At 42.3% G+C, this 21,132-nt stretch carries 23 protein-coding genes; 2 read left to right on the forward strand and 21 right to left on the reverse strand.

The features are described 5' to 3' along the window. Window positions 1–23: 23 nt before the first annotated feature. The 10 genes from C6W18_RS08435 to prfA form a co-directional block, all read right to left on the reverse strand. Complete coding sequence (locus C6W18_RS08435) at window positions 24–563, reverse strand: TIGR01440 family protein (RefSeq protein WP_034318309.1); 540 nt, start codon at window positions 561–563, stop codon at window positions 24–26. Window positions 564–575: 12 nt separating this feature from the next. Continuing rightward, on the reverse strand, window positions 576–1,025 hold the full coding sequence (gene rpiB / locus C6W18_RS08440; RefSeq protein WP_034318306.1) for a ribose 5-phosphate isomerase B: 450 nt from the start codon (window positions 1,023–1,025) through the stop codon (window positions 576–578). A gap of 141 nt (window positions 1,026–1,166) precedes the next feature. Further along, on the reverse strand, window positions 1,167–1,625 hold the full coding sequence (locus tag C6W18_RS08445; protein ID WP_105927224.1) for a low molecular weight protein arginine phosphatase: 459 nt from the start codon (window positions 1,623–1,625) through the stop codon (window positions 1,167–1,169). A gap of 63 nt (window positions 1,626–1,688) precedes the next feature. Next, window positions 1,689–2,243: a manganese efflux pump MntP gene (locus C6W18_RS08450; RefSeq protein ID WP_034318298.1), complete on the reverse strand. Its 555-nt coding sequence runs from the start codon at window positions 2,241–2,243 to the stop codon at window positions 1,689–1,691. Window positions 2,244–2,303: 60 nt separating this feature from the next. Further along, window positions 2,304–3,356 (reverse strand): L-threonylcarbamoyladenylate synthase, encoded by a 1,053-nt coding sequence (locus tag C6W18_RS08455; protein WP_105927225.1) that lies wholly within the window; start codon window positions 3,354–3,356, stop codon window positions 2,304–2,306. 161 nt (window positions 3,357–3,517) lie between these two features. After that, a complete protein-coding gene (locus C6W18_RS08460) occupies window positions 3,518–3,961 on the reverse strand; it encodes a GNAT family N-acetyltransferase (protein ID WP_034318292.1) in 444 nt (147 codons plus the stop codon). A 63-nt stretch (window positions 3,962–4,024) separates the two neighbouring features. Next, on the reverse strand, window positions 4,025–4,681 hold the full coding sequence (gene spoIIR, locus C6W18_RS08465) for a stage II sporulation protein R (RefSeq protein ID WP_034318289.1): 657 nt from the start codon (window positions 4,679–4,681) through the stop codon (window positions 4,025–4,027). A 120-nt stretch (window positions 4,682–4,801) separates the two neighbouring features. Then, window positions 4,802–5,281: a hypothetical protein gene (locus C6W18_RS08470; RefSeq protein ID WP_034318287.1), complete on the reverse strand. Its 480-nt coding sequence runs from the start codon at window positions 5,279–5,281 to the stop codon at window positions 4,802–4,804. Window positions 5,282–5,423: 142 nt separating this feature from the next. Beyond that, window positions 5,424–6,308 carry a peptide chain release factor N(5)-glutamine methyltransferase gene (prmC, locus tag C6W18_RS08475; RefSeq protein ID WP_105927227.1) on the reverse strand — a complete coding sequence of 295 codons (885 nt, stop codon included), beginning with the start codon at window positions 6,306–6,308 and terminating at the stop codon, window positions 5,424–5,426. Next, window positions 6,298–7,365, reverse strand: coding sequence for a peptide chain release factor 1 (gene prfA, locus C6W18_RS08480; protein WP_034318282.1), 1,068 nt, complete (start codon window positions 7,363–7,365; stop codon window positions 6,298–6,300). The genes prmC and prfA overlap by 11 nt, the downstream gene beginning before the upstream one ends. Before the next feature lie 210 nt (window positions 7,366–7,575). On the opposite strand from prfA, the gene racA reads away from it, so the two are divergent. Next, window positions 7,576–8,124, forward strand: a complete 549-nt coding sequence (racA, locus tag C6W18_RS08485) for a chromosome-anchoring protein RacA (RefSeq protein ID WP_105927229.1) — start codon at window positions 7,576–7,578, stop codon at window positions 8,122–8,124. Between the two features lie 34 nt (window positions 8,125–8,158). On the opposite strand, the gene C6W18_RS08490 is transcribed toward racA, so the two are convergent. From C6W18_RS08490 to C6W18_RS08535, 10 genes are all read right to left on the reverse strand, one after another. Further along, window positions 8,159–9,115: an AEC family transporter gene (locus C6W18_RS08490; RefSeq protein WP_105927231.1), complete on the reverse strand. Its 957-nt coding sequence runs from the start codon at window positions 9,113–9,115 to the stop codon at window positions 8,159–8,161. A gap of 89 nt (window positions 9,116–9,204) precedes the next feature. Next, window positions 9,205–10,905 (reverse strand): oxaloacetate-decarboxylating malate dehydrogenase, encoded by a 1,701-nt coding sequence (malS, locus tag C6W18_RS08495; RefSeq protein WP_105927233.1) that lies wholly within the window; start codon window positions 10,903–10,905, stop codon window positions 9,205–9,207. A gap of 279 nt (window positions 10,906–11,184) precedes the next feature. After that, window positions 11,185–11,787, reverse strand: a complete 603-nt coding sequence (locus tag C6W18_RS08500; protein ID WP_003214626.1) for a thymidine kinase — start codon at window positions 11,785–11,787, stop codon at window positions 11,185–11,187. An 87-nt stretch (window positions 11,788–11,874) separates the two neighbouring features. Beyond that, on the reverse strand, window positions 11,875–12,075 hold the full coding sequence (rpmE, locus tag C6W18_RS08505) for a 50S ribosomal protein L31 (RefSeq protein WP_034318270.1): 201 nt from the start codon (window positions 12,073–12,075) through the stop codon (window positions 11,875–11,877). Window positions 12,076–12,205: 130 nt separating this feature from the next. Continuing rightward, window positions 12,206–13,489 (reverse strand): transcription termination factor Rho, encoded by a 1,284-nt coding sequence (gene rho, locus C6W18_RS08510; protein ID WP_105927235.1) that lies wholly within the window; start codon window positions 13,487–13,489, stop codon window positions 12,206–12,208. Window positions 13,490–13,853: 364 nt separating this feature from the next. Continuing rightward, entirely contained in the window at window positions 13,854–14,819 is a 966-nt protein-coding gene (glpX, locus tag C6W18_RS08515) for a class II fructose-bisphosphatase (RefSeq protein WP_034318265.1), read from the reverse strand. A gap of 32 nt (window positions 14,820–14,851) precedes the next feature. Beyond that, a complete protein-coding gene (locus C6W18_RS08520) occupies window positions 14,852–16,141 on the reverse strand; it encodes a UDP-N-acetylglucosamine 1-carboxyvinyltransferase (RefSeq protein WP_105927237.1) in 1,290 nt (429 codons plus the stop codon). Window positions 16,142–16,388: 247 nt separating this feature from the next. Further along, on the reverse strand, window positions 16,389–17,027 hold the full coding sequence (gene fsa, locus C6W18_RS08525) for a fructose-6-phosphate aldolase (protein ID WP_003215343.1): 639 nt from the start codon (window positions 17,025–17,027) through the stop codon (window positions 16,389–16,391). Window positions 17,028–17,138: 111 nt separating this feature from the next. Then, on the reverse strand, window positions 17,139–17,996 hold the full coding sequence (locus C6W18_RS08530) for a class II fructose-bisphosphate aldolase (protein WP_034318256.1): 858 nt from the start codon (window positions 17,994–17,996) through the stop codon (window positions 17,139–17,141). A gap of 181 nt (window positions 17,997–18,177) precedes the next feature. After that, window positions 18,178–18,552, reverse strand: a complete 375-nt coding sequence (locus C6W18_RS08535) for a response regulator (RefSeq protein WP_003214681.1) — start codon at window positions 18,550–18,552, stop codon at window positions 18,178–18,180. A gap of 180 nt (window positions 18,553–18,732) precedes the next feature. Here C6W18_RS08535 and C6W18_RS08540 point away from each other — a divergent pair, with 180 nt between their 5' ends. Continuing rightward, the gene (locus C6W18_RS08540; RefSeq protein WP_105927239.1) at window positions 18,733–19,263 is read left to right on the forward strand and encodes a DUF2529 domain-containing protein; all 531 of its coding nucleotides are present in this window, start codon (window positions 18,733–18,735) and stop codon (window positions 19,261–19,263) included. A gap of 41 nt (window positions 19,264–19,304) precedes the next feature. Here the strand turns inward: C6W18_RS08540 and pyrG are convergent, their stop codons facing one another. Further along, window positions 19,305–20,912: a glutamine hydrolyzing CTP synthase gene (gene pyrG / locus C6W18_RS08545; RefSeq protein WP_034318251.1), complete on the reverse strand. Its 1,608-nt coding sequence runs from the start codon at window positions 20,910–20,912 to the stop codon at window positions 19,305–19,307. Window positions 20,913–21,132: the final 220 nt, after the last annotated feature.

Here is a 21,132-nt window from a genome sequence, read left to right on the forward strand (position 1 = left end):
ATTATATTAGAAATATAATCGAGCTATGATCTTGTATAAACCGCTCGTTCTCCACCAATCAGCTTCGGACGTGTTTTCGCAAACGTCACATGCGCTTGCCCTAATTGATGACGACTAAGGCGGACAGGAACGGCCACTCGCTTTAAGTGCATCCCAATCAATGTATCGCCGATATCAATTCCTGCATGCGCCGTAATGGATTCAACTAATACAGGGTGTTCCATTTGCTGATATGCATGAGCCGCCATAGAACCCCCTGCCTTACGTACAGGTACTGCGGCCACAATTTCTAGGTTTAGCCGGAAAGCCACTTCTTCTTCAACGACGAGGGCACGATTGAGATGCTCGCAGCACTGGAAGGCTAGCTCAATACCGGTTTCTCTTCTTAGCTGGTCCAGCTCTTGATAAATGGCCTCCGCAATTTGCTCACTTCCTGCTGTACCAATATGCTCGCCAGCCACTTCCGACGTACTGCAGCCAATCACTAAGATTTGGCCAGCACGCAGTTCGACTGCTTGATGAAACTCTTTTAACATTTCAAGCCAATCTTGACCAATGTTCATGTTAAGCGCTCCTTATAGGTGCTTTTCTTCATAATCAGAGATTTTACCAATCCGCGTAGCATGGCGCCCTGCCATAAATTCTGTCGTCAGCCAAATGTGTGCGATCTCACGTGCTAGTCCTGGTCCAATGACACGTTCCCCCATCGCAAGAACATTTGTATCATTATGTTCTCTCGTTGCTTTCGCACTAAATGTATCATGTGCCAGTGCACAGCGAATGCCTTTCACTTTGTTTGCTGAGATGCTCATGCCGATGCCTGTCCCACAAATTAAAATGCCACGATCGACTTCTCCGTTTGCCACCATATTGGCTACAGGAAAAGCATAATCCGGATAATCTACAGATCCTGATCCACATTCACAACCCATATCAATGTATTCAATCTTCAATTCATCCATCAGTTGCTTGATTTCTTCACGAATATTCGTTCCGCCGTGATCGGATGCAATGGCTACTTTCATCAGGCTATTCCTCCTAAGGGTGAGTTGATCTGTCATGTCTTACATTCATTCTTTATTCACAGTTATATTTTAACCTCTGCCTAGTCATTTGCAAACAAAAGCAGAAAAACCGTTTTCGAAACGGTTTTACAGGTTGTCCATTTATGAGGATGTCCTATCCTTTTTTAGTTTTTCAGCCAGCTGATACAGCAATGCTTCTAGTTCATCACGTGTTTCCTGATAAACAGCAAGACTTCCTCCAAATGGATCGGATACATCGCCTTCTGTTCCTGTCGCAAATTCCTTTAATGTGAAAACCTTTTCTTTTTCATATCCATATTGCTCCAAAATCAACTGTTTATGCTGAATCGTCATGGTGAAGACGTAATCAGCTTCGTGAAGAAGATCCTCTGTCAGCTTTGACGATGAGTGATTGAGTGGAATGCTTTTCTCAAATAATGCTTCGACCGCTTGCGGAGAAGCCTTCCCCTCATTAGTGGCAAAGATGCCCGCTGATTTCACAGTGGCCTGTAAACCTTTTTCATCTGCAATTGAAGCAAAAAGGGCTTGAGCCATCGGACTTCTGCATGTATTACCAGTACAAACAAATAAGATATTCATCATTCGCCCTCCTTTTCTTCTATTATATAGGATTTCATTCTACATGTTATGTAAGGAGACTGGCTATAGCGGAAATAATAATTTGATTCCAAAGGCTAGTAAAATGATGCCGCCAAGCGCCCCGCTATAAGAACCAACCCATGACCGGACCTGTTTACCGAGTAATAATCCAAGCCATGTAAGCAACATACTAAAAAAACCAAACAATAAAATGGTCATCCACACCCGAGAACCGTAAATCCCCAGGCTTAAACCAACGGAGAAACTGTCTAAGCTCACACTTGTCGCAAAAAGAACGAGACCAGTACCAACAGGTGCGATAAATGGTTTATCCTCTTTTCGGATAGACGCAATGATCATTTGCAGCCCCAGCACGATAAGCAGCGCCCCTCCGATATAGGTTGCAAGGAGACCGAGCCAACCAGATAAGAGCTGACCTGTCAGCATGCCAAAAAGAGGCATAAACATATGAAATATCCCAATGACAAGTCCAATATAAATGATCTGACGGAACCTCAGTTGAATCATCCCCATGCCAAGTCCAACCGAAAAGGCATCCATCCCAAGCGCAAAAGCCATGATACTGAGTGTCAGCAATTCGCCAGCTAGTTCATTCATGTAAATCCCCCTTGGACACGCATTCTCCTTTAACCTATGTTTGTCCAAGGAAGGTTAGAACTATTTGAAAGAAGAGAGTGTACGCCCTCCTGCCGCTTTTTGCAGACGGTTCATAATCGCAGAACCAACCCCCTGCTCTGAAAAGGCTTCTGAAATGATCAAGTCTACATCCGTCTCATCAAATTGTCTCAGCACACGATATAGGTTTGCAGCAACAGTTTCAGGCTTCTCTCTCCATCCACAGCTGTACACAACATCTGCCGTAAACAACGATTTCTTTTCTTCTGTTGTCAGTACACCGACTTTTTGCCCCTCAGCCTGATACTTCTGAATGTGACGCTGCATCTCTTCATCACTTCCATGAAAGATATACATATGTGCTTCAGGTGCATAATGTGTGTATTTCATCCCCGGCGATACTGGTGCCTCGTCCTTTTTCGTTAGCCCTGGATCGACACTGACTGCACCGACTACTTCTTCTAACGCTTCTTTTGTAATACCGCCCGGCCTTAAAATCACTGGAGTTTCATCTACACAGGATACAACCGTTGACTCAACACCAATACCAGTAGAACCACCATCGACAATCCCTGCAATTCTTCCATCGAGATCACTGGCTACATGGTCAGCCAGTGTCGGTGATGGTTTCCCTGAGCGATTGGCACTTGGTGCGGCAATTGGCAGACCAGCTGCTCGGATGAGCTCAAGCGCAATGGGATGATCAGGCATTCTCACGCCAACTGTGGATAGACCCGCTGTGACCTGCTTTGATAAAGTGCCCAATTTACACGGAAGGACAATGGTTAAGGCACCCGGCCAAAAGGCATCCATTAGCGCCTTCGCTTTTTCGTTTTCTATTTGTGCAAATTCATGAAGCTGCTGAACCTCCGCAATGTGAACAATCAACGGATTATCACTTGGACGTCCTTTCGCTTCATAAATTTTCATGACGGCCTCTGTCTCTTTCGCATTTGCCCCTAGTCCATAAACGGTCTCTGTCGGGAAAGCGACCACTTCGTTTTGCTGCAACAGAAGGGCAGCCTGTTCAATTTGTGGATAGTATGTGGATAAATCCTTTTCTAAATCCACAGACCATCTTTTTGTATTTAACATCATACAAACTCCTTTTAAAAAAGATAAAACTGTTGATATATCTCAATTATCCTTTTGAAAGTATAAAAGATGATGCTAAATAAAACAAGCGTTGTCCACAATTTGTGGATAACGCTTGTTTAACAGTGGATAAGTATGTGAATAAGTCCAGTGTTTTGTGATTAACTGCTCTTTTTTTGCAGCACCACGGCCTGTTCTTTGTCCAATGACTCTTTTGCATGCGCAGATACCCACACGCTATCCGGAATATCCTTTAAAGGTGTGAATCCCATTAATGCTAAAAAGTCATGTGAGGCTGAATGGTTTGCTACGACATAAAAAGTATCCACACCTTTTTTTTCTCCCAGTGTTTGAACACTTTGGAACAAAGAAACAATGTGCCCCTGACCGAGTTTATCTGAAATGACAAGTGACCGCAGCAATCCCTCTTGTTCATTAAGCTGTTCAAGACCTAAACAGCCTGCCAGCTGTCCATTCGCATCTTCCATGACAACAAATGTGGTACACTCTGCAATCGTTACTCCACCTTTCGCTTGTCCCTTTTCAAGAAAAGCATTAATAGTAGGAGCATCTTCTTCTGTGGCTATCCTCAATTGATAATACATGCTTTCACCTCTTTTTGATCTCTTACTTCAACTCTATGAGGCAAAAACAGTTTTATACCTTTTTTAAGAGAAAAGACTAGAGACCCATTCGAACAGAAAGAATTTCACTTCTCCAGTCTCTTCTTCCTCTTCTTTCACCACTTCATTGACGGACTCACCTGTTTGCTGCGCTGTCACTTGGTCTTCATCATTCCCTTCTGGCGAGGCAATGGCTTCTCCATTTGAAAAGTCGATAAAGCAGAGAGGCGGGAATAACACACACCACCAATTGGCTCCGTCCCCTTCTCCAAGCGTAATTAAAATGGCTTCATATTTTCCAGCAGGATAGACAAAATTTCCATATAGCTTTGTTGGAAAAGAGGCTTTTTGAAAACTGACCGACACGGATTGATCAATGTGTTGTTCTTTCAACTTTGCTTTGGCCATACGATTGATTTCTGGCAGCTTTGACCGAATGACACGTCTTGCTTCTTCAATGGATGTCAGGTCTTTGACCCACTCCGTCATATTGGCATTGACCTCATCTCGAATGCTTCTTTTCACATCCTGATCCGCTGAACGATCACTATTCGCTAAAATTCGTAATCGAATCGCTTCATCCGGTATCACGACAGGCTGGTTTGCAGAAGCAGCCGCCGTCTCCTCCCGGCCAAGGTTTGCAAAAGCACCGCATAATAATAGAAACATATAAAGACAAATCATCATTTTACTTTTGAACATGATGTGTTCCCCCCACTTTTTCTCTTCGCTACAAACATTGTGTCCAGGAAACCCATCTCTTAAACAGCAAACATGATGTTTTTAATAGATTATGAGTCAAATCAAAAAAAGCCGTTCAAATTAAGAACGACTTTGGACTGAGGATTGGTAGTCAGAAGGGTACAGTCTTCCATCCCAATCACGGCTGATTTTTAAACCTGCTTCTGTTTTGATGACAGTCATTGCCCCCTTTTTCTCGATTTCTTTTTTGACCTTTCCTTTTTGATCAATAAATTGAATGATCATTTCATAGTCAAATTCAATTCTGTCATCGCTTTCATCTGAAGGCGTAAACGTAATTTTTTTCAGCTTAATTTGACAATCTTGATCCTTGGCTGCTTCTAATACACTTGGAAACATGCTGTCTTGTGTATATTCTTGATATTCATGCTCGGTTAAATAAGACTTCAACTTCTCCTTCATGTCAGATAGGTCATCCGTTCGATTCACTGTGTATTGTGCTTTTTTATAGCTTTCTCCAAATGCTGCTGCCTCTTTTTTAAAGCTCGGTTTACCGCAAGCACTCACAATCAATAGTACACTGACGATGACCAACACCATCGCATACCTTCTGTTCACACCATTCGCTCCTTCAAAACAAATTTATGTAAAAAAATCATGATCAGAATGTTCATTCTTTTATATATACGTTTCTCTTTTACCATAAGTTTCATCTTTACATAATAAAATAGTCCGACTTTATTCAGCCGGACTTTTCGTTTTGAATGTGTGCGCAAACAGCTCGGTCCTTCTCGTTAATATCCTTAACGATGCGAACATCAGCCGCAGGGAATGCCTGCATGAGAAGCGCTTTTACATCTTGCGCTTGGGTGTGTCCAATTTCAAAGACGACCACCGCTTGCTCGCTCAATACGTTGTGGAGATCTCGAACGAGCCTCTGGTAAAACCACAGACCGTCACGTCCATCAGTCAGCGCATGGACTGGCTCATGCTTTGTGACAACCTCTGATAGGCTATCCATTTCTTCTACCGCAATATAAGGTGGATTGGAAATAAACAAATCCACTTTGATGCCTTGAGCTATGACTGGTTCAAGTAAATCTCCATGTAAAAAATGAACGTCTGCACCAAGCGCTTGTTGATTCCGCTTCGCTACTGCAAGTGCATCACGTGAGATATCAGTCGCTGTGACAGATAGAGATTCCTTTTCAAGAGCTAACGTAATCGCAATTGCACCGCTACCTGTTCCTACATCAACAGCTTTGAGCGGCTGATCATTAGGAAAAACGCGATTCATCATATTCAATGCCGCCAGCACCACTTCCTCCGTTTCAGGACGAGGAATGAGCACATGCTTGTTCACCTCGAAGGGACGACCATAGAAGAATTCAATACCTGTTAAATGCTGCACAGGCACTCCAAGTTTGTGCTGTGTGACAAACTCGCTGAACAGTCGATCTTTCTCTTCTGGCAGTGGGTCATGAAAACGCGCAAGAAGTTCACTTCTGCTCCATCCTAGTACATGCATCAGAAGAAGCTCTGCTGCATTTTGGTCTCTACCGGCTTCCGTTAACAAAGAAGAAGCCCATTTAAGGGCTTCAAAGATTGTTCGTTGATTATTTTGCATTTTGAAGCTTCCTTGCTTGGTCTTCCATAATTAATGCATCAATGACCTCGTCAAGTTTTCCTTCTAAAATTTGATCAAGCTTTTGAATCGTCAAACCGATGCGGTGGTCTGTTACACGGTTTTGCGGGAAGTTGTACGTACGGATACGCTCTGAACGATCCCCTGTTCCAACAGCAGATTTACGCGTTTGATCATATTCAGCCTGTGCTTCACGCTGGAATTTATCATAAATTCTCGCACGTAATACTTTCATTGCTTTTTCTTTGTTTTTGATTTGTGATTTCTCATCCTGACAGGATACAACGACCCCTGTTGGTAGGTGAGTTAATCGAACAGCAGACATGGTCGTGTTTACACTCTGTCCGCCAGGTCCGCTTGATGTGAAAGTATCTACACGGATGTCTTTTTCATGGATATCAATTTCAACTTCTTCAGCCTCAGGTAATACCGCGACTGTCGCAGTTGATGTATGAATCCGTCCGCCTGATTCAGTTTCAGGAACACGCTGCACGCGGTGTGCGCCATTTTCAAATTTTAATTTAGAATATGCGCCTTTCCCGCTGATCATAAAGATGATTTCTTTATAACCGCCTGTGCCAGTGACACTTGCTTCCATGACTTCCGTTTTCCAGCCTTGCATTTCAGCATAACGACTGTACATACGGTAAAGGTTTCCTGCAAAAAGAGCAGCCTCTTCTCCGCCCGCTGCACCGCGAACCTCCACAATAACGTTCTTGTTGTCATTTGGATCTTTCGGAATCAGCAAGATTTTCAGCTCGTCTTCTAAACGTTCCGTTTCCTCTGTGAGCTCTGAAATTTCTTCTTTGACCATGTCGCGCATCTCCGCATCCAGCTTCTCTTCCAGCATGGCTTTCGCATCACTCAGCTGGTCGTACGCTGCACGATATTGTCTATATACCTCAACAGTTTCTTGAATATCAGATTGTTCCTTCGAATATTCACGAAGCTTCTTAGGGTCGTTCACCACTTCAGGATCACTTAAATATTCATTTAACTTTTCATAGCGTTCTTCAATTGATTTTAAACGGTCTAACATGGTCTTCACCTCTGTTTTGTGCGTAACAGTCTAATTATAGTATAGCGGGGTATGACAGTCAAAAAAATTTCCAAAACAATTGATTTTCTGCAATTTTCCGCTAGAAAACACGATCTTTGACGATTGGTTACTTGTTTTGTCTAACGTGAAGGAACAGGGCCTCCTTGAAGAGAAAGGTACTTGTAATTGAAAAAAGGGAGGGCATTTGGTTTGAATACAAATGAGGTTGCAAAGGAAATTGGCGTCTCTTCAAAAACGATTCAGCGTTGGGTCAAACAGCTCAACATCCCTGTCGCCCGAAATGAACTTGGACATTATGATTTTCATGAAGATATTGTGCAGCTGCTCAAAGAGGTCAAACACCAAATGAATGAAGGTGTGATCCTCCAAGACATTCAACTGCCCATTCATAAGGAAACCGTTCGTCAATTAGCACCTGCTGTCGAAACTGACGTCTCTACACAAAGGATGGAAGCATTAGAAGAACAAGTGAAGCAGCTCATTCAGCAGCAATCACACGTCCATGATGTTGAAGAGCGTTTACAAGAGCTTGAACGGAAACTGGCTAAAAAAGCAGATGAAGGTGTGTCCTATCAGCTGCTCCAGCATCGTAGAGAAATTGAAGAATTAACCACAAAATTTGAACGCCTCGCCGCGACAGTTAAAAAGCCGTCACAAGTAGTAGAAGAGCGGGAAATCGCACCTCCTAAGATCAAAAAGAAACGTGTGCTCTTCCCTATGTTTCATTCATTTCGCTAAAAAGGCTGCCTGTTTAGGCAGCCTTTCTACTTTATTATGAGGTAAGTGCAATAATGATCGGTAATGAAATTAATGACATGATTGCACTGATCACAAATGCGGATGCAGTTTCTGCTTCTTGTTTTTCAAATCGCGTTGCGATCATCGCTGCAACAGCTGAACCTGGGAAGGCAACAAGCAATACAGCTTTTGTAATTTCATCAGCCGAAAGACCCATAAAAATGGCGATGAAATACATAAGTAATGGTTGTACAGCTACTTTTAGCAATGCGATACTGAATGCTGGTATGCTTAATTTAATCTTACGGATACCAACAGTGACACCGACTGCAAATAGCGCAACCCCTGATGTAACACTTCCAATTTCCTCTAACATTTCATGTCCAATTTCAGGAAGTTTAAATCCTAAAAGAACAAGAATGATACTTGCTAGCGGTGCAAGTGCAAGAGGCTCTGATAAACCGTGCAAAATGGCTTTCGTCGTCATTTTAAGGAAACTTTCGCCGTCTTTGCCTTTTCCTTTCGTTTTTTCACCGACAGTTGACACAATAATCGCAATTGGATCAAGCATTGCATTTACAACTATTCCGGTAATTGCAATCGGAATTGCAACTTCTTGAGCCCCAAATAAACTGCCTAGGACCGGAATCCCCATAAATGCAAAGGTCGGTTGAGCTGAGTTTAACGAGAAAACAGATGAATTTGTTAAATCGTATTTAAAAGCAAATTTCGTAACAAGAAGGATAATGATATAAAAACCAACGATTCCTAAAATTAATGCAACGAAAAACGGAATTTGACTATAGAATTTATCTTTTGGTGTTGACAGAATGCTGGCGATAAAGTGCGCTGGCAAAGCATACTTTGTCACAAGTGTACTTACACCTTTTGCAGATTTAGCGTCATAGCTGCCGAAGTTCCCTGCGAACCAACCCAGCGCGATAACGAAAAAAATCGGTGCTAGGAGGATCAAAATATTTAAAAAGTCCACCTTACTCTTCCTCCTTAAATCCTTTACATATTTCTATTTATTGCGGCATTGCTTAAATTACCCTAAACAATGCCGCGTTACACATTTTATTATGCTCTTACAATCTTTTTATATTCAGGAATCCACATTGCATCTTTCACAGCTTGTTCAATGTTGTCAGGAGTTTTTCTTGCGACTCCATCTTCAATCGCTGCTTTCGCTACTTCAATTGCCACATGGATTGACACTTCTTGCAAGTTATCAATGCTTGGAAGTAAGCCAGCACCTGGTTTTTCGTGATCAACCATTTCAGCAATCGCATTTGCAGAAGCAACGAACATGCTTTTTGTGATGATTTTTGATTCTGTGACGATAGAACCAAGACCAAGTCCTGGGAAAACGAACGCATTGTTTGATTGTCCGATTTCATGTTCGATTCCGTTGTACTCAACGTTTTCGAACGGGCTTCCTGTTGCAATCAGCACACGGCCGTCTGTCCATTTAAACAGATCCTCTGGCACTGCCTCAGCAAGTGGTGTTGGGTTAGACATTGGCATGATCACTGGACGCTCTGTATGAGCTGCCATTTCTTTAATGATTTCTTCAGTGAATGCGCCGCCTTGACCTGATGTACCGATTAGGATCGTTGGCTTCACTTTGCGAACGGTTTCTGCAAATGAGATTTGTCCTTTTTCATCACGTGCCCAGCCCTCAACTTCGTCAGATGAACGAAGATACGGTTTTTGGAAATCAAGCACTTCATCTTCAAATTGATCTGTTAACAGCCCTCTGTAGTCTAATGTCCAGAATGCATTGTTTGCTTCTTCTTCAGTCAGACCTTCAAGTACCATTGTGTCACGCACTTGATCTGCGATTCCGATACCAGCTGATCCTGCTCCGAAAATCACAACACGGTGATCTTTCAATTGTGTACCAGTTTTCTTGACAGCTGCAAGTACACCCGCTAAAGTAATGGCACCAGTACCTTGAATATCATCATTGAACGTTAGGATGTTATCATTGTATTTTTTCATGATGTTACGAGCATTTTTGTTTCCAAGGTCTTCCCAGTGAAGCAATGCTTTCGGGAAGAATTTAAGTGCTGCTTTTACATAAGCATCAATGAACTCTTCGTATTTTTCACCTTGTACACGTTTGTGATGGTTACCGATGTATAATGGATCATTCAATAATTTTTCATTGTTTGTTCCAACATCTAATACAACTGGAATCACACGGCTTGGATCAATACCTGCTGCTGCAGTGTAAACAGCTAATTTACCGATTGCGATGTTGATACCACCAACACCCCAGTCACCAATTCCAAGGATACTCTCAGAGTCAGTTGCAACGATTAGGTCAATATCTCCAGCTGTTGCATGTAAGTTTTCAAATGCTTTCTCAATGCCGTCAATGTTGTCGATTGAAAGATAGACACCATGAGGTCTTCTGTATTCATGGCTGTATTCTTGAATCGCTTCACCAACAGTTGGTGTGTAAACAACCGGAAGCATTTCACGAAGCTTGTCTTTTAACAGCTTGTAGAACAATACTTCGTTACGGTTTTGTAAATCACTTAAGTATACGTTTTGACGAAGACGATCTGGCTGAGCAAGAAATTGCTTGTATGCTCTCTCTGCTTGTTGTTCTAAAGTTAGAACAGTTGGAGGAAGCAATCCTTCTAGTCCAAGCTCTTGTCTTTCTTCTTCAGAGAAAGCAACTCCTTTGTTCAACGTTGGAATCGATAATACATCTTTACCTGTTAAAGTGGTTTCGAGGTACCCTTCTTTTGTTTTCTTCACGTTGTTCATCAAAAACTACCCTCTTTCTAAAATATAAATAAAGTTAACTATTAATCAAAAGAACGATTAAGGAGAAAAACCCTTAATCAAAAAAATTATGACAAGAAATCGAACTTTTCGTTAAAATGCTTTACACTACAGTTAGTCATTTTATGCCTGCTTATGCCAAAACGCAAGCGTTGAAAATTAGATAATTTTTTCGTAGTGTTATTTAATTTATTTAAGTACAAATGATGGGTGTTCAGCCAAAATCTCGAAAAACGAAACACAGCGGCATTTGCTATTTTTTTAATTGTCAAGTGTTGTACCAACGTCAAGTCTTGGTACTTCATGGTGATGTCTGCATCGTGCTTCATATGATTCCTGCGCACCTACTAAAATAATGGGATCATCATAGGATGCGGGTTTACCGTCGATCAAGCGTTGTGTTCTACTCGCTGGGGAGCCGCATACCGAACAAACGGCTTGAAGTTTTGTTACAAGCTCTGCACATGCCATTAAATGCGGAACAACACCAAATGGCTCTCCTCTGAAGTCTTGATCCAGGCCTGCAACAATGACTCGGTAGCCTTTATCAGCCAATTGAGTGACAATATCAATGATTGTCTCATCAAAAAATTGCACCTCATCAATGCCAATGACATCGGTTCTTTCTGATATGTGCGTTATTATGTCTTTTGGTGAGGCTACTGCAATCCCATCTACTGATGAACCGTTATGTGACACAACTGAGCTCGTGCTATATCGGTTATCAATCGCTGGTTTGAATATTTTTACTTCTTGTTTGGCAAAGGTGGCTCTTTTGGCTCTCCGAATCAATTCTTCCGACTTTCCAGAAAACATACTACCGCAGATGACTTCAAGCCAACCGCTTTGTTTCATCACATACATAAAGTCTTCTCCCCCGTTTTAAAGTTCCATCAATCCACGTAAAAAAACAGGCAAGAACGGATTCCTGCCTGTTTATTGTATCTATTATTACTTAAGACCGTATTTTTTGTTAAAGCGGTCAACACGTCCATCAGCAGAAGCGAATTTTTGACGGCCTGTATAGAAAGGATGGCACTCAGAACAAATCTCGATGCGAATCTCTTCTTTTACTGATCCAGTTTCAAACTCATTTCCACAAGCGCATTTGACTGTAGCTTTTTTGTAGTTAGGATGAATTCCTGTTTTCATCTACTGTCATCTCCTTCCGCCCTGAATCCAATTCGGAAACAGAGTTAATATCTCAGAATAAATTCTGAAACGCACATGATAAAATTATAACAGTGTGAGTCTATGATTGCAAATGTATTTTTTCAGAAAGTTATCTTCTTGATGCAGACATATTTGCTTGTTTCCATTCTTGCGTTAAAATTTCGAAAAATTCTTGATTTGTCTTTGTTTTTCTCATTTTGCGCATGAACTTCTCAGCGAAGTCAGGTGTATCTGACATCGATTTTCTCATTGCCCATAGACGATCAAGATGCTCTTTTGGCACAAGTAGTTCTTCTTTTCTCGTACCAGAACGACGAATGTCGATCGCTGGGAAGATTCTTCTCTCTGCAAGAGAACGGTCCAAATGAAGCTCCATGTTTCCAGTTCCTTTAAATTCCTCATAAATCACATCATCCATACGTGATCCAGTATCAACAAGTGCAGTAGCTAAAATCGTCAAGCTTCCGCCTTCCTCGATGTTACGCGCAGCACCAAAGAAACGTTTCGGGCGATGGAAAGCCGCTGGATCAATCCCGCCGGAAAGCGTTCGGCCGCTTGGTGGGATGACAAGGTTGTATGCACGAGCAAGCCTTGTAATGCTGTCCATTAAGATGATGACATCTTTTTTATGTTCAACAAGACGCATGGCACGCTCTAATACAAGCTCTGCTACTTTAATGTGGTTTTCCGGTACTTCGTCAAAGGTTGAACTAACAACATCCCCTGCAACAGACCGTTCGATATCTGTTACTTCCTCCGGGCGTTCGTCAATCAGAAGGACAATCAGTTCTGCCTCTGGATGATTTTCAGAAATGCTGTTGGCAATTTCTTTGAGTAGAATGGTTTTCCCTGCCTTAGGCGGCGCAACGATTAATCCACGCTGTCCAAACCCAACTGGCGCCATCATATCCATAATTCTAGTAGACAGATGATTAGGCTGCGTTTCAAGAATCATTTGGCGATCAGGAAATAGCGGTGTGAGTGCAGGAAAGTGAACACGTTCCTTTGCTGATTCTGGGTCGTCCCCATTTACCGCTTCTACATGAAGGAGGCCATAGTAGCGTTCATTCTCTTTTGGAGGTCGTACCTTTCCAGACACTTTATCTCCATTTCGCAAATCAAAGCGTCTGATTTGTGAAGCAGAAATATAAATATCTTCAGAACTTGGGGAGTAGTTAATCGGTCTTAAGAAACCAAATCCCTCAGACTGAATAATTTCAAGAACCCCTTCCATAAATAAGAGATCCTCTTGCTCAGCATTTGCCTTTAGAATGGCAAAGATTAATTCTTTTTTTGTTAGTTTGCTGTAATAAGAGATTTTGTAGCGTTTTGCTAACTCATACAGCTCTTTTAATTTCATATTTTCCAAAGATGAGATCGAAACATCTTTCAATATGGACACCACACTTTTCTAGTCAATGTATTTCATTACAAATGCATGACCATTGTATTTGATTAGCTTTAATTCCTTTTTTGTTGGAATGACCTCGCTCTGATGGTAACGCTCCCACTCGTTGTATCGTGATCGATAGAATCAATGTGGAATAGAGCTTTGTCAACATAGAGAAGGATAATGAGTATATCGTCATGATGCGGCAGTATTTAAACTTGTTGAAGCTTAAAAGAAGTAAATTCGCAGGAAATTTCGCAGCACTCTTTAGTTTTACCTCATTTGCAGAGAATATTCAACTTTAAAAAGAAAATGATATACATTTGAAACCTATATGAAAAGCGGGTAATGAATACCCGCTTTCTGATTACGGACGAATAAAAAGATTCGGTTTTTTCTTTAAGCTGTGTCTGCCATCAACGAATCGAACAGTACCCGATTTCGCACGCATGACAACACTATGTGTTGTTCCAACAGAGCCTTTGAATTGAACACCTTTTAATAACTCGCCGTCCGTTACACCTGTCGCTGCAAAAATGGCGTCGTCTCCTTTTACGAGGTCTTCCATTCTTAGGACTTTCCCAACATCCAGCCCCATTTTCTCACAGCGTATCAGCTCTTGTTCACTTTGAGGAAGAAGCTTACCATGGATTTCTCCACCAAGTGCCTTTAACGCAACAGCAGAAAGGACACCCTCAGGCGCTCCACCTGAACCAAATAGAATATCAACACCTGTGTGATCAAATGCTGTATTAATGGCTCCTGCAACGTCACCATCATCGATTAGTTTGATTCTTGCTCCTGCTTCTCTCAGCTCAGCAATAATTTTCTCATGTCGACCTCTGTTTAAAATCGTCGCAACAACATCTTCAATATCTTTGTTTTTCGCTTTTGCAACAGCGCGAAGATTATCAATGACAGGCGCTTCAATGTCGATGCAGCCTACCGCTTCTGGACCTACTGCGATCTTATCCATGTACATATCAGGTGCATTCAGCAAGTTGCCATGATCTGCAACCGCAATGACAGCTAAGGCATTCCAGCCGCCGCTTGCCACAATATTTGTTCCTTCTAATGGATCAACAGCGACATCCACGCGAGGTCCATATCCGTTGCCAAGCTTTTCCCCAATATAAAGCATTGGCGCTTCGTCCATTTCTCCCTCGCCGATGACGACTGTTCCCTTCATCGGAATAGTGTCAAATACATCACGCATTGCACTTGTTGCAGCATCATCCGCTTCGTCTTTCTTTCCTCTTCCCATCCAACGGGCAGATTTTAAAGCGGCTGCTTCTGTCACCCGTACTAGTTCCATCGATAAACTTCTTTCCATTTTTGTCCAAATCTCCTCTCACAGTCAAAGCCTTATGAATTTTGAAGTTCTTCTATTTCTTGGTCATTCAGCTTTTCACGCCAGATGGTTGCACCCAAGCCTTCAAGCTTCTCCTCAAGCAAACTATAACCTCTGTCTATATGTTCAAGCCCTGTGATTTCGGTCACACCGTCTGCCATCAACCCTGCGACAACGAGACAAGCACCTGCACGCAGATCACTTGCTTTCACCTTTGCTCCTTGAAGCTGCGTTTGTCCTGTAATAATGGCAGATCTTCCTTCCACCTTCATGTTTGCACCCATTCGACGCAATTCGTCAATGTGCTTAAAACGGGCAGAGTAGATCGTATCTGTGACCACACTCGTGCCTTTCGCTTTTGTTAACAAAGCCGTCATCGGCTGCTGAAGGTCAGTCGGAAAGCCCGGATACACAAGGGTTTTGATATCGACAGGCTTGAGTCCTTCGTTTCTGCCAACGATCAACATCTGATCGTTGCTCGTTTCAATGGTGAATCCCATTTCTCTAAGTTTCGCCGTAATTGATTCTAAATGAGTTGGGATCACATTATCAAGTACAACTTCATCTCCCATCGCTGCACCAGCAATTAAAAACGTACCTGCTTCTATGCGGTCAGGAATGATTGAATGCTTACAGCCATGAAGAGATTCTACACCTTCGATTCGAATCACATCAGTACCCGCACCTTTGATTCTGGCTCCCATGCTTGCAAGCAGTGTTGCTACGTCAATAATTTCGGGCTCTTTTGCGGCATTTTCAATCACCGTTTTCCCTTCGGCCAGTACAGCTGCCAGCATGATATTGATGGTCGCACCGACACTGACAACATCAAGATAAATACGGGCTCCGACTAATTTTTCAGCACGCAAATAAATCGCACCCTGCTCATTTGTCACCTCGGCTCCAAGTGCTTCAAAGCCTTTGATATGCTGATCGATCGGTCTAGGTCCTAAGTGGCACCCTCCTGGCAGCCCAATGACAGCCTGCTTGAATCTTCCCAGCATAGCGCCCATTAAATAATAAGACGCACGCAGTTTCTTCACTTTCCCATTAGGAAGCGGCATACTGATCATGGAAGCAGGATTGACGACCATTTCACCTTTTTCAAATGTGACCTTTCCGCCAATCTCTTCTAACAGATCTCGTAATGTGTCAATATCTGAAATATGCGGAAGGCCCTCAATCGTTACTGGAGAATCAGCGAGAATCGTGGCAGGAATCAGTGCCACTGCACTATTTTTCGCACCACTAATATGTACGGTCCCGCGTAAGGGGTCACCGCCGGCAATGTTTAACTTTTCCATATTTGTCTCCCTTCTTAAAGAAGATCACTGTTGGAGTTATACTGTTTGTGGATGTCGCGCTTTAAAAGGTCTTGTCCAAAATTTAGCCAATATCAAGAGAAAGAATACAGGTTAAACGAAATTTGTCGGAAGAAAAATAATCGAAGCTTTGCGAGGCTGTGATGTTCTCTTCTTTGCACAAAACATTTCTTAGCGTTTTTAAGGAAAACTGCGGCAAGCAGGAGACAATCCCGCCTGCCACAATCACTTATTTATTCCAGTCAGCTAAAAATTGCTCAATGCCCGCATCCGTTAATGGGTGTTTCGTCAGCTGCTTGATGACTTTCAGCGGCATTGTGCCGATATGAGCACCTCTAAGTGCAGCTTCTGTCACGTGCTGCGGATGACGAATGGATGCAGCAATGATTTGTGTATCTAAGCCATGAACATCAAATATGGTTTTCACTTCACTGATGAGATCGAGACCATTTTGGCCAATGTCATCTAAGCGGCCGAGGAATGGAGAGACATACGTCGCACCAGCTCTAGCTGCAAGAAGTGCCTGGTTTGCACTAAAAATCAAAGTGACGTTTGTTTTAATTCCAAGGTCTGTTAACGCTTTGACAGCTTTAAGACCATCTGTTGTCATTGGGATTTTAACCGTGATATTTGGTGCAATGGCAGCAAGCTCTTTTCCTTCTTCAATCATTTCTTCTGCTTTGAGGGAAATGACTTCTGCACTGACAGAGCCTGATACCACGTCAGTGATTTCGCGAAGACGGTCGTGGAATGATACGTCCTTTTCTTTCGCTACTAAACTAGGGTTTGTTGTGACGCCTGCTAAAATGCCAAGCTCGTGCGCCTCTTTGATGTCTGCGATATTCGCTGTATCTACAAAAAATAACATAACTGTGCCACTCTCCTATCAATAAATTGTCTGAAATGTAAATTTGATTGCGCTTTCTCAAGATATGGAGAAAACCGCCTGTGACTCAGGCGGCTTTCGGTTCTCATCAAATTATGCTTGGTTAGAAGAACCAAATTCACGCATTTTGCCGATAACAGTTGCTTTAATTGCGTCACGAGCTGGTCCAAGATATTTACGTGGATCATACTCTTCTGTTTTTACAGCAAGTGTTTCGCGAACTGCTTTCGCAGAAGCAATTTGGTTTTCAGTGTTTACATTGATTTTTGCTGTACCAAGTGAAATTGAACGCTTGATGTCAGCAGTTGGGATACCTGTTCCGCCGTGAAGAACAAGTGGAAGACCTGTTGTTTTACCGATTTCTTCCATTTCAGCGAAACCAAGGTTTGGTTCACCTTTGTATGGACCATGAACTGAACCTAGTGCAGGTGCAAGGCAGTCGATACCAGTACGTTCTACAAGCTCTTTGCACTCTTTTGGATCAGCATAAATAACGCCCTCAGCGATGACGTCGTCTTCTTGTCCACCAACAGTTCCAAGCTCAGCTTCTACAGATACACCGTGGAAATGTGCAAGCTCAACTACTTTTGCAGTTGTTGCCACATTCTCATCGAATGGGTGGTGAGAAGCATCGATCATAACAGAAGTAAATCCTGCATGAATCGCTTTTGCACAAGATTCAAAGCTTGAACCGTGATCTAAATGAATCGCAACAGGAACTGTTACATTATATTCTTCGATTAACGCTTTAACCATTGCGACAACTGTTTTGAAGCCGCCCATGTAGCGTCCTGCTCCTTCAGATACTCCTAAGATAACTGGAGATTTCTCTTCTTCAGCAGCTTGTAAAATCGCTTGCGTGAATTCTAAGTTATTTAAGTTAAACTGTCCAACAGCGTAACCTTTTTCCTTTGCGTCTTTCAACATTTCTGTCATTGAAACTAAAGGCATGATGAAAAATCCTCCCTATGTAGCTAATTTGCTTACTAAAAAAAGCTCTCCACCCTAGCATGACCAGAATTTCTCGCCATATGTAAACTTTCAAAGTCAGATCGCTTTCTTCTTCTTCTTATCTAGAATACCAATTATTCGACAAATCGGCAACAGAATGACTCGATTCAATCATTTCCAGCTAGCCATTTGTTTCAAGAGGCAAGTATTCTTTGACTGCATCTCGGATCTCATCAATATCAAATGGTTTAGCAAAGTGTGTCAACGCACCGAGTTCTTTGGATTCTTGAATCATATCTAATTCGCCATAAGCTGTCATAATGATCACGCGGATGTCTTCATCAATTAATTTCATTCGTTTTAAAATCTCAATCCCATCCATTCCGGGAATCTTCATATCAAGCAGAACAAGGTTCGGTCTATGGTTTTTCACAATATCTAACGCTTGTAGACCATTGGCCGCTTGGAAGGTTTGATAGCCTTCTTTATGAAACACTTCATTCAGCAATATTCTAATACCGTACTGATCATCGACAATTAAAATTTTCTCATTCATCTGTTACACCCCATTACTTTCATTTTTCGCCATAAAAAGAGCAGTTGTTAAATAATTCTGTTTGATTTTCACATTTCCTTTATTTATAATAGTCTACTTTACGACATTTTCTGAGCATTTTTCCTAATATTCTCTTTATATTCTATTATAAAATGAGCTAACCGAAGGAGGAAATGAGTCTTGTTAAAAATTTTCACAACCCAGTTATCAGGTATTTTTTCACGTATTGGAGAAAAGCAGACAGAAGCGATTGAGGACGGCGCACGCCTTCTTGCTCAATCCGTTGTCAGTGGACATGCCGTTTATTTCCACGGAAAGAAAGAGCTGGCTGCTGTAGCCCTAGAGGCATCCGAAAGCAAGGAGCCCTTTCCCGGTGCGAAAGTACTGCCGCTGGATCAAAAGGAGCGCAGCTTACTTCACCCAAGTGACAGGGTGCTGCTTTTTTATTCAGATCCAGAAGATCAGGAGATCCAATCCCTCGTAAAAGAACTGCAGGCGCAAGGTACGCCCATTGTTGGAGTTGGGCCAGCACAAAAGGAGCCGTCAATGATTGAAGAGCATTGCGATGTTCACATTGATTACCAGCTCAAGAAACCACTTGTGCCTGCTGAGGATGGAACAAGGTTCGGCTATCCTGCGTTAATGACCTGCTTATATGTCTACCACGCTCTATCGTTTACTGTGAAAGAAATCGTTGAAGAATATGAATAAAAAAACTGCCGAGAAGATGATATTCTCGGCAGTTTTTTGTTTTATTTTGATTCAGATGCTTGCAAAGAAGCACCAACGAAATCTCTAAATAATGGCTGTGGTCTTGTCGGTCTTGAAATGAATTCTGGGTGGAACTGAGAAGCAAGGAACCAAGGGTGATCCTTCAGCTCGATAATTTCAACAAGACGTCCGTCTGGGCTTGTACCAGAGAATACAAAGCCCGCTGCTTCCATTTGCTGTCTGTATTCGTTATTAAACTCATAACGATGACGGTGGCGTTCGTAGACCACTTCGTCATTGTATGCAGCAAATGCTTTCGAGTCTTCATTTAATTTACAAGGGTACAGGCCAAGACGAAGTGTTCCGCCTAGATCATCTACATCCTTCTGTTCTGGAAGAAGGTCGATGATTGGGAATGCTGTTTCCGGATCAATTTCCGCTGAATGAGCTCCCTCAAGACCTAGTACGTTTCTCGCATATTCGATAGAAGCGACTTGCATTCCTAGGCAAATGCCGAAGAATGGCACTTTGTTTTCGCGGGCATATTGTGTTGCAATGATTTTCCCTTCCACTCCGCGGTCTCCGAAGCCTCCAGGAACGATCATACCGTCAACATCTTGAGCGAAATCAGCTATATTCTCCGCTGTGACTTCCTCTGCATTGATCCATTTGATTTGAACATCAGCATCAAATGCATAGCCAGCATGACGAAGTGATTCAACAACAGAAATGTATGCATCTTGCAGCTCAACATATTTCCCTACAAGTCCAATCGTTACTTGTTTTGAAAGGTTTTGCACTTTGTCGACAAGAGCCGTCCACTCAGTCATGTCCGCATCTTGGCATTCAAGCTTCATGTGTTCACATACAAGCTTGTCTAATCCTTGTTTTTGTAAATCAAGCGGAATGGAGTAAAGGGTGTCTGCATCCTGACATTCGATGACAGCTTTTGTATCAATATCACAGAATAGAGCAATTTTGTCCTTCATGTCTTGTGTCATTGGCATTTCTGTTCTAACAACAATGACGTTTGGCTGAATGCCAAGGCTGCGAAGTTCTTTCACACTATGCTGTGTTGGTTTTGTTTTCAGTTCGCCCGCTGCACGGATGTAAGGAACAAGGGTACAATGAATGTACATGACATTTTCACGTCCGATGTCACTCTTCATTTGACGAATCGCTTCAAGGAATGGAAGGGATTCGATATCTCCAACTGTTCCGCCGATTTCTGTAATGACAACATCCGCACCAGTTTCTTTCCCTGCGCGGTATACACGGTCTTTGATTTCATTTGTAATGTGGGGAATGACCTGTACTGTACCGCCTAAATAGTCGCCGCGACGCTCTTTTTTCAAGACAGTAGAGTAGATTTTACCCGTTGTTACGTTGCTATACTTATTTAAGTTAATATCAATGAAACGCTCGTAGTGACCTAAGTCAAGGTCTGTTTCAGCACCGTCATCTGTAACAAATACTTCACCATGCTGGTATGGACTCATTGTCCCTGGGTCTACATTTATATATGGATCGAATTTTTGAATGGTGACATCCATCCCTCTGTTTTTTAGAAGGCGGCCTAACGATGCAGCCGTGATCCCTTTTCCAAGTGAGGAAACAACTCCTCCTGTTACAAAAATATACTTTGTCATTTCGTATGCTCCTCTCTTTTTTACCCTTGCATGACTAGACATGCACAGCTTCATCCTTTTTAGAGTGTATCCCTAAATCTCTTGAAAAATAAGAAAGCTCCCTTTCAAATAAATGAAAGGGAGCGTAAATGAACGTATCTTTACGTACTCTTTTTAGAGAGCCCAAAATACATACTACATAGTTCGCTCTCGAAAGTCAAGACGGTTTTGTCCTGTTTTA

Origin of the sequence: Bacillus sp. LLTC93, from assembly GCF_002993125.1 — a bacterium.
Classification (GTDB): domain Bacteria; phylum Bacillota; class Bacilli; order Bacillales; family Bacillaceae; genus Bacillus; species Bacillus zhangzhouensis.